14 protein-coding genes are annotated in these 14,879 nt (G+C 63.8%); 10 read left to right on the top strand and 4 right to left on the bottom strand.

Annotated features, from left to right (window positions below; translation table 11 throughout):
* Positions 1-105: 105 nt before the first annotated feature.
* From A0O30_RS24285 to A0O30_RS24245, 9 genes are all read left to right on the top strand, one after another.
* Complete coding sequence (locus A0O30_RS24285; RefSeq protein ID WP_105948329.1) at positions 106-1,440, top strand: lysine N(6)-hydroxylase/L-ornithine N(5)-oxygenase family protein; 1,335 nt, start codon at positions 106-108, stop codon at positions 1,438-1,440.
* Between the two features lie 177 nt (positions 1,441-1,617).
* A complete protein-coding gene (locus tag A0O30_RS24280) occupies positions 1,618-2,811 on the top strand; it encodes a PepSY domain-containing protein (protein ID WP_105948328.1) in 1,194 nt (397 codons plus the stop codon).
* On the top strand, positions 2,808-3,347 hold the full coding sequence (locus A0O30_RS24275) for a thiamine pyrophosphate-binding protein (RefSeq protein ID WP_105948327.1): 540 nt from the start codon (positions 2,808-2,810) through the stop codon (positions 3,345-3,347). Before A0O30_RS24280 ends, A0O30_RS24275 begins: the two co-directional genes overlap by 4 nt.
* Positions 3,344-3,664 carry a hypothetical protein gene (locus A0O30_RS24270; protein WP_105948326.1) on the top strand — a complete coding sequence of 107 codons (321 nt, stop codon included), beginning with the start codon at positions 3,344-3,346 and terminating at the stop codon, positions 3,662-3,664. Before A0O30_RS24275 ends, A0O30_RS24270 begins: the two co-directional genes overlap by 4 nt.
* Positions 3,661-4,230 (top strand): DUF6162 family protein, encoded by a 570-nt coding sequence (locus tag A0O30_RS24265; RefSeq protein WP_105948325.1) that lies wholly within the window; start codon positions 3,661-3,663, stop codon positions 4,228-4,230. Before A0O30_RS24270 ends, A0O30_RS24265 begins: the two co-directional genes overlap by 4 nt.
* 18 nt (positions 4,231-4,248) lie before the next feature.
* Positions 4,249-5,151 (top strand): metal ABC transporter substrate-binding protein, encoded by a 903-nt coding sequence (locus A0O30_RS24260; RefSeq protein WP_019099837.1) that lies wholly within the window; start codon positions 4,249-4,251, stop codon positions 5,149-5,151.
* The gene (locus A0O30_RS24255; protein WP_016711152.1) at positions 5,148-5,897 is read left to right on the top strand and encodes a metal ABC transporter ATP-binding protein; all 750 of its coding nucleotides are present in this window, start codon (positions 5,148-5,150) and stop codon (positions 5,895-5,897) included. Before A0O30_RS24260 ends, A0O30_RS24255 begins: the two co-directional genes overlap by 4 nt.
* A complete protein-coding gene (locus A0O30_RS24250; protein ID WP_105948324.1) occupies positions 5,894-6,793 on the top strand; it encodes a metal ABC transporter permease in 900 nt (299 codons plus the stop codon). The genes A0O30_RS24255 and A0O30_RS24250 overlap by 4 nt, the downstream gene beginning before the upstream one ends.
* Positions 6,790-7,653, top strand: coding sequence for a metal ABC transporter solute-binding protein, Zn/Mn family (locus A0O30_RS24245; RefSeq protein ID WP_105948323.1), 864 nt, complete (start codon positions 6,790-6,792; stop codon positions 7,651-7,653). The genes A0O30_RS24250 and A0O30_RS24245 overlap by 4 nt, the downstream gene beginning before the upstream one ends.
* 16 nt (positions 7,654-7,669) lie before the next feature.
* On the opposite strand, the gene A0O30_RS24240 is transcribed toward A0O30_RS24245, so the two are convergent.
* The 3 genes from A0O30_RS24240 to A0O30_RS24230 all read right to left on the bottom strand — a co-directional run bounded on the left by A0O30_RS24240 (position 7,670) and on the right by A0O30_RS24230 (position 9,794).
* Entirely contained in the window at positions 7,670-8,722 is a 1,053-nt protein-coding gene (locus A0O30_RS24240; protein ID WP_105948322.1) for a DUF1615 domain-containing protein, read from the bottom strand.
* A gap of 134 nt (positions 8,723-8,856) precedes the next feature.
* Positions 8,857-9,576: a thioesterase II family protein gene (locus A0O30_RS24235; RefSeq protein WP_105948321.1), complete on the bottom strand. Its 720-nt coding sequence runs from the start codon at positions 9,574-9,576 to the stop codon at positions 8,857-8,859.
* Complete coding sequence (locus A0O30_RS24230; RefSeq protein ID WP_016711157.1) at positions 9,573-9,794, bottom strand: MbtH family protein; 222 nt, start codon at positions 9,792-9,794, stop codon at positions 9,573-9,575. The genes A0O30_RS24235 and A0O30_RS24230 overlap by 4 nt, the downstream gene beginning before the upstream one ends.
* Positions 9,795-10,031: 237 nt before the next feature.
* Here A0O30_RS24230 and A0O30_RS24225 point away from each other — a divergent pair, with 237 nt between their 5' ends.
* Positions 10,032-12,803 (top strand): amino acid adenylation domain-containing protein, encoded by a 2,772-nt coding sequence (locus A0O30_RS24225; RefSeq protein WP_105948320.1) that lies wholly within the window; start codon positions 10,032-10,034, stop codon positions 12,801-12,803.
* 146 nt (positions 12,804-12,949) lie between these two features.
* Here A0O30_RS24225 and A0O30_RS24220 read toward each other — a convergent pair whose 3' ends face one another.
* Positions 12,950-14,800, bottom strand: a complete 1,851-nt coding sequence (locus tag A0O30_RS24220) for a DUF3857 and transglutaminase domain-containing protein (RefSeq protein ID WP_105948319.1) — start codon at positions 14,798-14,800, stop codon at positions 12,950-12,952.
* Between the last annotated feature and the right edge of the window lie 79 nt (positions 14,801-14,879).

Raw genomic sequence — 14,879 nt, 5'->3', positions numbered from 1 at the left:
CCGCCAGTAAATTCCCCATCGTTTGGCTCGTTCCACCCAATGTACAAACGCAAGCGCCGGCCCCTCCCGGCGGCGTCCACATCCGACCATTATGGAACCGCAGCCATGAGCCAGTCTGCAAACCCGGAAACTATCAAGGACCTGATCGGCGTGGGCTTCGGCCCTTCCAACCTGGCCCTGGCCATCGCCCTGGAAGAACTCGCCGAGTCCCAGGGCCATGCCCTCGATGCGCAGTTCATCGACAAGCAACAGGACTACCGCTGGCACGGTGAAACCCTGGCCACCCAGAGTGAGCTGCAGATCTCGTTCCTGAAAGACCTGGTGTCGCTGCGCAACCCCACCAGCCCCTACAGTTTCGTCAACTACCTGCACCAGAAGCAGCGCCTGGCCGACTTCATCAACCTCGGCACCTTCTACCCCTGCCGCCTGGAGTACAACGACTACCTGCGCTGGGCCGCCGAACACTTCGCCACCCAAGCCGTGTATGGCCAGGAAGTGCTGCGTATCGAACCGGAACTGCAGGATGGCCGGGTAGAACACCTGCGTGTGATCGCACGCGATGCACAGGGCCGCGAATACAGCCGCCGCACCCGCTCGGTGGTGGTTGGCAGCGGCGGAACGCCGAAAATCCCGGAAAAGTTCGGCGCCTTCAAGGACGACCCACGGGTGTTCCACCACTCCCAATACCTGAGCAGCCTGAACAAGCTGCCGTGCGCCGACGGCAAACCGATGCGCATCGCTGTGATCGGCTCGGGCCAGAGCGCCGCCGAGGCGTTTATCGACCTGAACGACAGCTACCCGACCGTCAAGGTCGACATGGTCCTGCGCGGTTCGGCCCTCAAACCGGCCGACGACAGCCCGTTCGTCAACGAGATTTTCTCGCCGGACTACACCGACCTGGTCTACAACGAACCCGCCGACCAGCGCAGCAAGCTGCTGGGCGAGTACCACAACACCAACTACTCAGTGGTCGACCTCAACCTGATCGAACGCATCTACGGCATCCTCTACCGGCAGAAAGTCGCCCACCAGCACCGCCACAACGTGCTGTGCCGGCGCCAGGTGGAAGCCGTGGTGGCCACTCGTGAAGGCCTGGAGCTGACCCTGCGCGACCTCGCTACCGGCCAGCAGCAAACCCACCGCTACGATGCCGTTATCCTTGCCACCGGCTACGAGCGCCGCTCGCACCGTGACCTGCTGGCACCGTTGGCCGGTTACTTGGACGACTTCAGCGTCGACCGCAACTACCGCGTGCTGGCCAGCCCCGACCTGCAGGCCTCGGTGTACTTGCAGGGCTTCTGCGAAAATAGCCACGGCCTGAGTGACACCTTGCTCTCGGTACTGCCGGCCCGTGCCGCAGAAATCGGCCGCGCCCTGTATCAGGACCTGGCGCAATTGCACGGCAAAGCGCAACCCGCTGCGGCCCTGACCCGCGCCTGACCCCTGTGCTACGCCCCCTCAAGGCCGGCCTGTCGCCTCGCGCGCAGGCCGGCTTTGTGCCCTCTGAAACATTTGCTTGCATTTAAAACGGCAGGTTTTCAATTCTCATTCGTCCTTATTAGTACAGCCCTCTTTGGTTGGGCACGCGCTCGACCACCCATTGCAGAAGACCGTCTGATGGCCAAATCACCGAAAAAATCCAAATCCAGGCTGTGGTTCCTGGTCCACAGCTGGCTCGCGTTGCCGATCTGGTTCTTTGTGCTGATCGTGTGCTTCACCGGCATGCTCGCCGTGGTCAGCCAGGAAATCGTCTGGCTGGCCAACCCGGATGTACGCGCGAGCAAGCCCGACGGTGATGCCGAGCGCCTGAGCTTCCAGCAGGTACTGGACGCCATGCGCAAAGCCGAGCCAGACATGTTCGTGGAGTCGCTCAGGCAGCCCGACGGCTCGCACTTTGCCCTGCTGGCCGATGTCACGTACCCCGATGGCACCAGCCCGACGCTGTACGTCAACCCCTACACCGGCGTCATCCAGGGCAAGTCCCCAGACTTCAACTTCGAAGCCTTTACCCGTGCATTGCACGGCTGGTGGCTGGTGCCGTTCACCAATGGTTTCAGCTGGGGCTGGTACCTGGTTTCGCTTCTCGGCCTGCCCATGCTGGCCTCTCTGGTCACCGGGCTGGTGGTGTACAAGAAGTTCTGGAAAGGCTTCTTCAAACCGGTGCGCACCGGGCACGGCTCACGTATTTTCTGGGGCGACCTGCATCGCCTGGCGGGGGTGTGGTCGATCTGGTTCATCGCGGTCATTTCCATCACCGGCACCTGGTTCCTGATCCAGGCGCTGCTTTCGGACAACCACATCACCATTTCCAGCCGGCCTATCGTGCCGGTGATCGCCCGTGAAGATGTGCCGCAAACGCCGGATGGCACGCCGGCCCCGCGCATTGACCTCGATGAGGCGGCACGTATTGCCGGCCTGGCGATTCCAGGCCTGGACATTACCTTCATTTCGTTGCCGGCGACCGCCTACAGCCACGTTTCCATGGGCGGGCGCGGCTGGTATCCGCTGATGTTCCAGAGTGCAGCGGTCAACCCTTACACCAGCAACGTCGACAGCCAGTTCCTGCTCAGCGACCGCTCCACGCTGGAATTCGTCACCGAGTCCATGCGCCCCTTGCACACCGGTGACTTTGGCGGTTTGCCCATCAAGCTGATCTGGTTCTTCTTCGGCCTGATACTCACCTTGATGGTGCTCAGCGGCTTGCTGATCTGGACCAAGCGTACCGCCCAGGCCACCGCAGCCGCCCTCAAGCGCAGTGACCGTGCGCCCCGTGCCGCACGCAGCCAGACCACACTGGAGACCCAACCATGAGCCACGCCCAGGCCGTGCCCGCCAGCCCGCTGAAGCAATGGTGGCTGAAGTGGCGCTTTCATCTGAACATCCTGCTGATCCTCGTCCCGCTGGGCTTCATGCCCAAGTATTTCAGCGACGCCAAGCTGTTTCGTGGCGACGCAGGCTTGGGGGCGAACGTGGTCAGTGGCATCCAGGCCGGCCCTTACACGCTGGACTTGGCTGAATTGCGTGACGAAGCACCACGCGAAGACGGCCCCGCCGGCCACTTCAAGTCCTTCAGCGCGTCCTTGTGCAAAGCCTGCATGAAAGACGTCAAGGCTGTTTACCTGCGCATCGGCAAACCGCGCAGCCTGCGTGCGGCCGGCACCATCTTCTTTGGCGCCCCCTACCGCATGGGCACCAACCTGCCCATCCCACCGCGTACCAAACCCGACGCGCAAATCTGGATCACCCTGGAAGGTTGGGACGGCAGCATGCACCAGGCATCTGTCCCCCTGTCCAAGGCATCGCCTGCCACCGTGGCCTGGCTCGAGAAACAAGGAGGCAAGAAATGAAACACCTGATGCGCACCCTCGCCCTGCCCTTACTGGTACTGGCCGCGGGCCCTGCCCTGGCACACAACCCGATGTGCGAATGCGAAGAACTGGCCAGCGGCCAGGTCAAATGCACCGGTGGCTTCTCGGACGGCAGCGGTGCCGCCGGGGTAACCCTGGACGTGATCGGCTATGACGAGCAAATACTGGTCGGCGGCAAGCTGGGCGGCGACTCCACGCTCACCTTCAAGCGCCCGGAAGGCGAATTCTACGTGCTGTTCGACGCCGGCCCCGGGCACGTGGTGGAAGTCGACTACGCCGATATCGCCCAGCCATGAGCCGCGCCCAAGTGATTCGCCCGGCCGGCGCCGGGCACGAAACCCTGTACGTGCTGCTGGCCAGCCTACTGATCGTGGTGCTCGCCGCCAGTGTGGTGCTGTTGCGTGGCGAACGCGAAGACGAACAGGCCATCGCCAGCCACCAGATTGACGCCCGCCGCGATCTCACCACCGCCGAACAAGGCCTGTACACCGACCTGCGGGTGGCCTTCGACGAGATCCAGCTGCTGCGTGAAGAAAACGCCGCCGTGCCGAGCGTGCAGGCACTGGCCGAAGAAGGCCTGCCGCCATTCGTGGTGGATGCCGGCAGCCAGAGCCGTGGCAATCATCAGTGGTCGTGGCTGGAATCCGGCGCTTACCTGGGCCGCAGTCAGGCCCCTGAAGTCGCCGGCAGCCTGCTGCTGATCCTGCCGGCGGACAGCACAGGCCAGGCCGATGTCTGGTTGCGCCGCGACAGCGCTGCTGTCATCCCGGACGATCTCGGCCAGGCGGCCTTGATCGCTGCAGGTTGGCAGCAAGTGGTCAGCCACTACGACGCCGGGGTTACCCGCGAACACCGTCACTGAACCCAAGGACTCCCACCCATGTTCCGCTCCGCCCTCGCCCTGCTCCTGGCCTTTGCCCTGCCGGCACTGGCCCTGGCCGATAACGGCAAGCCCCTGCGTATTGGCATCACCCTGCACCCCTACTACAGCTATGTGACCAACATCGTCGGCGACAAGGCCGAAGTGGTGCCGCTGATTCCGGCGGGCTTCAACCCGCACGCCTACGAGCCACGGGCCGAGGACATCAAGCGCATCGGCACGCTGGACGTGGTGGTGCTCAACGGTGTCGGCCATGACGACTTCGCCGACCGCATGATCGCCGCCAGCGAAAAACCCGGCATCGCGACCATCGAAGCCAACCAGAATGTACCGTTGCTGGCAGCCACCGGCATTGCAGCGCGCGGCGCCGGCAAGGTGGTCAACCCGCACACCTTCCTGTCCATCAGCACCACCATCGCCCAGGTCAACAACATTGCCCGCGAACTGGGCAAGCTCGACCCGGACAACGCCAAGCTGTACACGCAAAACGCCCGCGCCTATGCCAAACGCCTGCGCGCCCTGCGTGCCGAGGCGCTGGCCAAGGTAACCGAAGCGCCCAGCGCCACCTTCCGGGTTGCCACCATCCATGCCGCCTACGACTACCTGGTGCGCGACTTCGGCCTGGAGGTGACCGCCGTGGTCGAACCGGCCCACGGCATCGAGCCCAGCCCGGCCCAGCTGAAAAAGACCATCGACCAGCTCAAAGCCCTGGATGTGAAGGTGATCTTCTCGGAAATGGACTTCCCGTCCGCCTATGTCGAAACCATCCAGCGTGAATCCGGCGTACGTCTGTACCCGCTGACGCACATTTCCTACGGTGAATACACCAAAGAGAAGTACGAAGTGGAGATGAAGCGCAACCTCGACACCGTGGTGCGCGCCATCCAGGAGAACCGCGCATGACCGCCGCCGCCAACCTGGTGAAGGCCTGTGGGCCACGCATCGAGTTCGCCGACGTCGACCTCACCCTGGGCCGTACACGCATCCTTGAACACGTCAGCTTCGGCGTTGCTGCCGGGAGCGTGCATGCCATCGTCGGCCCCAACGGCGGCGGCAAGAGTTCCCTGATCAAGACCCTGCTCGGGCAAATGCCACACCAGGGCCAACTGACCCTGCATTGGCCGGGTGAGCGCGAGGTGATCGGTTATGTGCCACAAGCGCTGGAGTTCGACCGTGGCCTGCCAATGACCGTAGATGACTTCATGGCTGCCATGTGCCAGCGGCGCCCGGCTTTTCTCGGCTTGTCGCGCCGCGTGCAGCCGGCCATCGATGCGGCCTTGGCGCGGGTCGGCATGCTCGACAAGCGCAAACGGCGCATGGGCGCATTGTCTGGCGGCGAACGCCAGCGTGTGCTGTTGGCCCAAGGCCTGATCCCCGAGCCGCAGTTGCTGGTACTGGACGAGCCCATGTCGGCCCTCGATGAAGCCGGTATCCAGGTGTTCGAGCAGTTACTGCAGGGCTGGCGCCAGGCCGGCACCACAGTGCTGTGGATAGAACACGACCTGGAGGCCGTGCTGCGCCTGGCCGACCGGGTCACTGGCCTGAGCCGCCAGGTGTTGTTCGATGCCCCGCCGGCCCAGGCCCTCACACCAGAGCGCCTGCTTGGCCTGTTCTCTGTTCACCCGCGTAGCGAGAGCCTTGCCTCATGAGTTTTGAAGCATTTCGCCAACTGGTCCAGGACTGGGCCACGGCTGGTTACTTGCCTGAGGCTCTGGCCTACGGCTTCGTGGTCAATGCCTTGCTGGCTGGCCTGATGATTGGCCCGGTACTGGGCGGCCTGGGCACCCTGGTGGTGGTCAAGCGCTTTGCGTTCTTTTCCGAAGCCGTGGGCCATGCTGCACTGACCGGGGTAGCCATCGGCATCCTGCTCGGTGAGCCCTACACCGGCCCTTATGGCAGCCTGTTCGGCTACTGCCTGCTGTTCGGCATCTTGCTCAACTACCTGCGCAACCGCACCGGTCTTTCACCCGACACGCTGATCGGCGTGTTCCTGTCGGTGTCGCTGGCGCTGGGCGCCAGCCTGCTGCTGATGCTGGCCGGCAAGATCAACGTGCACATCCTCGAAAACGTGCTGTTCGGCTCGGTGCTGACCGTCAGTGGCCAGGACCTGGTGGTGCTGGGTATCGTCGCAGTACTGGTGCTGGCTCTGGCCGTGCCGCTGTACAACCGCATCATGCTGGCCAGTTTCAACCCGCAACTGGCGGCCGTGCGCGGGGTGGCAGTGAAAACCCTGGATTACCTGTTCGTGGTGCTGGTGACCCTGGTGACCGTGGCCGCAGTGAAGGTGATCGGGGCCATTCTGGTCGGTGCACTGCTGGTCATCCCCGCTGCGGCTGCACGCCTGGTCAGCCAGTCGCTCAAGGGGTTTTTCTTCATCTCGGTACTGATCGCCACCTTGAGCACCCTGCTCGGCATCCTGCTGCCGATCGTCTTCGACCTGCCCGTGCCGTCGGGCGCCGCGATCATCCTGGTCGCCGGCATCTGCTTTGCCCTGGCCGCCCTGGCCCGCGCCCTCGTCCCACGCCTGCAAGGAAACCCGGCATGAACCTGAAACGCCTGACCCTGGCGCTGGCCTTGGCCGGCCTGCCGTCGCTGTCTTTTGCCACGCAAGTGCTGACCACCCTGCCCATCACCCACAGCCTGGCCAGCGCCCTGCTTGACGGCACGGCGGTGCAACTCAAACGGGCGGCACCGGCCAACCTGCCGGCCAGCCGCCAGCCGTCGTATTTCAGCTCACGCGGTGGCCCTAGCCTGGAGAAAGCCGCACAGCAGGCCGACGCGGTGATCGGTGTACGCTCGATCTGGCGTGACGACCCGCTGTACCCGATGGCCCGGCGCAGCAACATCCGCATCGTCGAAATCGATGCCGCACGCCCGGTGGATGGCGCGCTGCCCGGCATTGCGGTCACAGGTGATGATGCCTACGGCACCTACCCCTGGCTCAACCCGACCAACCTCGGGCGCATGGCCGATGTGGTAGCCAATGACCTGGAACGGCTGGCACCGGACGACAAGGCGAAGATCCAGGGCAACCTGGCAGGGCTCAAGCGCCAGTTGCTTGAGCTATCGGCCAGCAGCCAGACACGCCTGGCCAAGGTCGACAACCTGACGGTGGTGAGCTTGTCCGAGCGGTTGGGTTACCTGGCCAGCGGCTTGAACCTGGATGTGGTGGAGCAGCCGCTGCCGACCGAATGGGACGCTGCCGCGCTCCAGGCGCTGGGGGAGAACCTGAAAGCGCAGGATGTGGCACTGGTGCTGGACCATCGGCAACCGGACGCGGCGGTGGCCGAGGTGATCAAGGCTGCCGGGGCGAAGCTGGTGGTGGTGGAGAGCGATCCTGAGGATGCGTTTGCCGGTTTGAAGGCCAGTGTCGACCAGGTGGTTGGGGCACTGGGCGAGAGCTGATGCCGCCTGTACCCAGCTACCGCTTCATGCACCGCTGGTAGCGCTCATCCACCCGCCCGGCAAACCACGCCGTGGTCAGCTTGCGGGTGATCTTCGGGCTCTTCAGCTCGATCCCCGGCAACACCGCCCGTGGCACCGGCTTGCCAGCCTTGGCATCTGCCAAGGCAAACACCCCGCTGTACAGCTTGCTGTCCTCGAACGCCAAACTGTCGCCCTCTTCGAGCTGGCTGCGAATCTGCGGATTACGCAGCCCCAGCTTCACCCCCAGCTTGCGCGCAGCCAGTTCAGTGCTCCCTGGCATGATCGCCCCCGGCGCAACAAGGTCGCCATCCAAGGCCAGCGTCACGCCAGTCGCCTTGCTCAGTGCCGCCTGGAAGGCCGCGTTACGGCTGGCGTACCAACCGGCGTTGAAGTCGGCAAAACGGTAAAGCTGGCGCTCGTAGTTGACCGGGTAGCCCAACAGGTGGGCAATACCGAAGTACATGCCGCCACGCCGGCTGAATACCTCCTGGCGAATGCTGCCATCGTGGCTGTAGGGGTAGCCCTGCGCGTGCTTTTCGGCAAAGTCGATGCTGACCTGCATCGGCCCGCCGGTGTGCACCGGGTTGAGCCCGTCCAGCAAGGTCTTGCCCAACGGCACACGGGCTATCACCTCGTCGTACAGCTCGCTCAACTGCTTCTCGCTGCGCACTGCCTGCAAGCGCTGCTGGTAGCTTTGACCGTTGCCCGAGGGTGTCTTCAGCGCGCCGTCGACCAACAATTTGGGGATATGCAGGCGCGCGGCGCGGCGGTCGATTTCCTCGCGGGCGATACGCCCCAGGTTGGGTACCTGCGGGTCGGCGCTGAAAGTGGATTCCTGTTCAGTCACGGCCAGCACCGCACACAGGTTGCTTTTGCTCGGGGTAATGCGCTGGGTTTCGAACGCCACCTGAATGTCCCAGGCCCAGCCCTCGCGGTCCCTGGTCTGGGCCGGCAATAGCCGCAACAGTTGCGCACGGACCTTGGCCGGGTCCGCCTCGGGCGCTTCCTCACGGTGCCCGACGCAGCCTTGCAGCAGCGCCAGGGCCATCAACCCGGCGGCCAGTAACCGGCCGTTCAGGGCTGTTCACCGACCAGCAGTGCGGCCTTGTGTGGATCGATCAGCATTGTCTGCCCCTTGCCTGGAAAAAGGCCTAGCCTCCCCCAGGCAAGCGGCAACGTCAATCAGGCGGACAGCCGAAGCGGCTGCAGTGATGCGGTCAACGCGTCGAGCACGGGGTCTTCGTGCTCATGGATGAAGAAGTGGCCACCCGGGAACATCTGCAGCGAGAAGTCACCATGGGATTCCTTGCGCCAGGCCTGCAACTGCTCTTCGCTGGCCCGGTCGTCCGCGCCGCCCAGCACGTGCAGCGGGCACTGCAGGGCCGGCCGCTGACGGTAGGCGTAAGTGCCACAGAGCAGAAAATCCGCGCGCAAGGTCGGCAAGGTCAGGCTCATCAGCTCGGCGTTGGCCAGCACTTCCTCGGGCGTACCCTGAAGCTCGCGCAACTCGCTGATCAGCTCGGCGTCGCTCTTGGGCTCGCGCCAGTCCTTGCCATCGTAATCCTCGCGCCGGGTCGGGGCTGCGGTACCGCAGGCAAACAATGCCAGTGGCGACGGGCAGCCCAGCGCTTGCAGTTCATGAGCCAGCTCGAAGGCCAGCAACGCCCCCAGGCTATGGCCGAGCAACGCATAGGGCCCATTGGCCGCCTGGCGCTGCTCGGCGGCCAGTTGCCGGGCCAGCGCCTGCATGTCGGTGTGCAACGGCTCGGCCATGCGTGCGCCACGCCCGGGCAGCTCCACCGGGCGCACCTGCAGCCACGCTGGCAGCTTGCGCCGCCAGCGGCTGTAAACCATGGCGCTGGCCCCGGAATACGGCAGGCACAGCAGGTTCAGTGCGGTCACTGGGCGGCGGCTTCGGCCATTTTCTGGCGCAGGCTCAGTGGGCGCATGTCGGTCCAGACCTCATCGATGTAGGCCAGGCATTCCTTCTTCAGGCCGCTCTTGCCCACGGCACGCCAGCCGTTGGGGATGGCCTTGTAGTCGGGCCAGATCGAGTATTGCTCTTCGTGGTTGACCACTACCTGAAACTGGATATCGTCGCGGTCGAAAACGGAAGTCATTGCCTGTCTCCTTGAATGATGGATGCCGCTGTGCACGTGGTGCAGGGGGGCTTTCAAGTAGACGTAGGGCGCTGCGGGAAAATTAGTGCGTCCAATGCAGAGAAATGATCGCGCAACCTTTCAGGTTTTGCGCAGGACACGCGCCCGGCTATCGCGCGACATTGGCGCCATCAGCCACCCTGCACTAGCGTTGTGCTACCAGCCAGCCCCAACGTTCATGCGGAGCCCTTACCCATCATGCCGGACCTGCGCCCGAACCCGACGCTGTGCCTGGAGTACCGTGCCGAGCAGCCTATTCACCACGCGTTCCTCGATCAGGCCGGTCGCTGCCCGGATGCCACCGCCATCATCGCCCAGCACACCACCTGCAGCTATGCACAACTCGCTCAGATCAGCCAGGGCGTTGCCGCCTATCTGGTAGAAAACGCTGCCAGCGGCACCGATCGTGTGGTCATCGTCGCCAGCCGCAGCGCCGCCCTGGTATACGCCATGCTCGGCTGCCTGCGGGCTGGCCTGGCCTTTACCGTGGCCGACGCCGCCTACCCTCCTGCGCGCATTGCACAGATCGTCCGCACATTGGGGCCGGCCGTGGTCCTGCGCTGTGGCGAGGCAACCGTCGATACCGACGGCCCTCTTGTCGTTACGGTGCCGCAAGCCCCCGCAGACGCACTGCAAGCCTTCCCCAACCTGCCTGTGGCGCTGCCCGCCGTAAACCCCGAACACCCCGCCTACATCACCTTCACCTCAGGCAGCACCGGCGAACCCAAGGGCATCGTCACCCATCACGCACCGCTGGTGCACTTCATCGACTGGCATGTACGCCAGCATGGCTTCACCCAGGCCGACACCTTCTCCCTGCTTTCCGGCCTGGGCCACGACCCGGTGTACCGCGACGTGTTCACGCCTCTGTCGATTGGCGCGACCATCGCCTGCCCTGCCCAGTCAACCCTGACCGACCCGTCCCGGCTGGCCAACTGGATTCACCAGCACAACGTGAGCGTGATCCACCTCACCCCGCCACTGGGCAAGCTGATCGAAACCGGCACACACCTGAATGGCCAGGTACTCGACCGGCTACGCTACCTGTTCTGGGGCGGCGATGCGCTCAGCCCGGCGCTGTACCAACAGATCCGCGCCATTGCGCCCAACGCCGTCAACGTGAACTTCTACGGCACCACCGAAACACCACAAGCAATGGCCTTCCATACGCTTGACCCGCACGCCGACAATGCACGTGTCCCGTTGGGCAAGGGCATCGCCAATGCACAGTTGCTGGTGGTCAACCCGGCCAACCAGTTGGTCAGCGAAGGGGAAACGGGCGAAATACTGATTCGCAGCCCGTACCTGTCCCAGGGCTATTGGGGCGACCCGGCACTGACCGAGGCCAAGTTCGTCGCCAACCCGTTCACCGGCGACCCAAGCGACCGCTGCTACCGCACGGGTGACTTGGGCACCTACCTGGCCGATGGCAGCGCCCGTTTTCTGGGACGCGGCGACAGCCAGGTGAAAATCCGTGGCCATCGCATCGAGCTGGCGGAAATCGAAAACGCCATCACCCGCCACCCACACATCGGGCAATGCGTGGTCGTGGCCAACCACGACAGCGCCTCGATCCGGCTGGTTGCCTATTGCGTCAGCCGCAAGCCCACCACCGCCGATGAACTGCGCCAGGCGCTCAGCGGCCAACTGCCGGACTACATGGTGCCGTCGCTTTTCGTGTTCCTCGATGCCCTGCCGCTCACCCCAAACGGCAAGCTCGACAAACGCGCCCTGCCTGCGCCCTTTGACGACACGGCCAACGTGCTCCTGTCCCCACTGGCGGAAAAGCTGAGCACCGCCTGGGCGCGCATCCTCCAGGTGCCACGCCTGGACGCCAGGTTGAGTTTCGTCGAGCTGGGCGGCGACTCGCTGTCGTTCGTGCAGGCCTCACGCGTGCTGGAGGAGCTGATCGGCCACCTCCCTGAACGTTGGGAAACCCTGCCGGTGTGCCAGCTGGCCGAGCTGAGCGCACCGCCCAATGGCCCTTGGCGGGTGATGGAAATGCCGGTGTTCGTGCGCATGCTCGCCATCATCCTGATCGTGGTCGGCCACCTGAGCGAGTTCGACCACTGGCTGATCGTGGGCGAAACGTCGGTGCTGTTCCTGGTTTCCGGCATCAGCCTGGCGCGGTTCCAGCTCAAGGCCATCGAAGAACGTGGCGATGCGCGCACACTGCTCAGGTCGCTGGCAGCCATCGTGGTGCCAACGGTGCTGTACACCGCGCTGATCCAGCTGGTGTTCGACCAGCTGCACTGGCAATCGCTGCTGTTGGTTTCCAACTGGTTCCCGGCCAGCGAGGTCAGTGTATTCAATTACTGGTACATCGAAGTGCTGGTACAGATGATCCTGATCATCGGCCTGGTGTTGTCGATCCGACGTGTGCGCCAGGTGGTCCTTGCCGACCCGTTCCGCTGCCTGATCATTGCGACCTGTGCGCTGGTGGCAGTGGATGTGCTGGTCAGCCGCTTCGTGTTCGACGCCGGTGCGCTGTTCAACCGGGTACCACAGCACTTCCTGGCCGTCATGGTGTTGGGCATGGCGGTGCACCATGCCGACACTACCGCGCGTAAATGGGTGGCCAGCGCGGTGGCGGTGCTGGTGGTCGGCGAGCTGGACCTGATGGCAATTGCTGGCGTGGGCTGGCAGGCGTTCTCGCGCTATATCGATATCGCCCTGCCGGCGATGCTGGCCCTGATCTGGGTGCGCTCGGTGCCAGTGCCTGCCCTGGTGGCGCGGGCAGGTGCGGTGATTGCCTCGTCAACCTTGTATATCTACCTGACGCATTTCCAGTTCCAGTCGCTGGCAGACCGTATTTTCAATCACCCGCTGTTCGAGGTAACCCTGGCACTGGCCGGCGGGGTGCTGGTGGCCTACTGCTGGAATAGCCTGTTGCGCCTTCTACTCACCCGCAGGAACAAGCAGAACCCGGCGTGCGGGGCAGATGCAGCCGAGCGCGCCACCTCCGCTTGAGCTGACGTACCTGGGGGCTGCTGCGCAGCTCATCGCCGGCAAGCCAGCTCCCACAGGGACCGCGCAATGCTGAAGAATTGTGCAGTACTTGTGGGAGCTGGCTTGCCGGCGATGGGCCGCAAAGCGGCCCCAGTTTCTCAAACGGCCTACCCCGCCTGCACGATGATCTGGCTCTGCAGGTCGCGGACCATCGCCTCCAGCGCCGGTTTCATGGCCGTGAAGTCCTCAGGCGTACATACCACGTCCGGCCGGCTGAACCTGAAACGCCGCTCCACCACCACCGCATTGCCCTCCTGGGTGTAGCGGGCGCTGTAATCGACGTTGCCATCCTGCAACTTCACAGGTTTGGGAATCGCCAGCACATTGACCTGGGCCGGGAACTCGAAGCGCGAAGTTTCCACCACATCGTTGGAAATGCACACGAAGCGCTGGCTGCGTTCCTTCTCCAGCGTGAAGCTGTACACGCTCTGCGAAATACCGCCCGCCAGGCTGGTCAGGGTCGCCACGCCCACTGGCCCTGGCAGGTTGACCAGGTTTTCCGTGTGCCCGTCTACGGTGCTGACAAAGTCGCCGTTGGCAGCAGGCGGTGCAACCTTGAACGAACCGCTGCCACGCTGGCCATAAGCAGCCAGTACTCTTTCCACCAGCATGTCGCGGTCTGCCGGCTTCATCAGTTTCACGCCAAAGCGGCTCATCTCGCTGGCCCAACCCTTCACCGTCGACACGTGGGTGAAGTCGGCGGCGCCATCGGCCTTTACCTTGAACAACAAGTCACTGGAAACCTGGTTCAGTTGCATGGCCGGGGTTTTGCCAAACTCGCCGGTGGCCGTCAGCAGCACACGCTTGTTCAGCACGGTCAGCGGCAGGTAACCCGCTGCTATCGACGGGTCGGTCGAGTCGAGGTACAGGTCCAGGCTTGGCACATAGGTGATCACATGGTTCAGTACACCCAAGGTCGGCACTTTGGGGAACACATAGGCATTGCCTTGGTTCACCAGCGCGGGTGTGCTCTTGATACCCGCCGCGCTCAACAGCGCTTCCAGCAACGCGACATGGTCCTTGCAGTCACCGTAGCGGTTGTCCAGCACGGTTTGTGCGGCATGCGGCACTACCCCGCCAGCACCGACATACACCGCCACGTAGCGGATGTTCTCGCGCACCCAGTCACTGAGGACAAGCGCCTTTTCCCGCGCAGTGGGCAATCCCGCTGTCAGGCGCTTCGCCAGGTCGCTGATCTGTGGCGTGACCTCGACCGTAGCCCTGGCCTGATACGCCTGGGCGAAATCCTTGAAGCCGGAGAAGGTCGACACCGCCAGGTAGTGGCCGTAGTCCAGGTACGACACCGCCCCGGTCTCGATGCGCGCCCGCGCCGCCGGCACGTAGTCCCAGCGATACACTGTGCGCCCTTGCCCGGTGGCAGGTGACGATGCCTTGAAACCGCGGGCATCGGCCTGCAGCGGCATATCCTGCGGCAAGTCATAGGTCAGCGAAAACTGCCCGACCGGGTGAAACTGCGGCGCGGTAATGTCTTCGAAGTGCCCTGGGAACAGCGGTGTCGTGCGGTTACGTTGATAACGCAGCACCAGCCGGTCGCCCACCGCCACCTCGGGGAAGATGACCACCTTGTTGACCGAGTCCTGGAACATCGGCGCCTGCGCGGAGGCGCGCTCCTGCTGCTCCTTGATGTGCGCGGCATCCACCTGCACCTTGCGGCCGTCGGGCTTTTGCGTGTACGCCTCCAGCACCTCCAGCGTTTCTAACGAACGGTTGTAGCTTAACGGCTGTTCGGCATTGGCCTTGATGGCGCGCTCTTCGTTGATCAGCATGACGCTGTCTACATCCACACGGTAGCTACCGTCTTTCTGCACCACGAATGTCTGCGCGGTCTTTTCCAGGGTGACAGAACGGTCAGTGCCATCGGTAAAGGCATGGGCAAGGCTGCCCCAGAGCATTGCAACAGGCAGCAGGACAGCTGCCAGGTAAGGCTTTTTCAGCATGGAGATCCTTCTCGATCAGCGGACAACAATCGACAATGATACTCATTGGCGCCCACTGATGGCAAAGTGATTACATGCG

This window comes from Pseudomonas sp. LLC-1 (assembly GCF_002992185.1).
GTDB classification, from domain to species: Bacteria; Pseudomonadota; Gammaproteobacteria; order Pseudomonadales; family Pseudomonadaceae; genus Aquipseudomonas; species Aquipseudomonas monteilii.
This window is presented reverse-complemented; position numbering and strand designations above follow the sequence as displayed.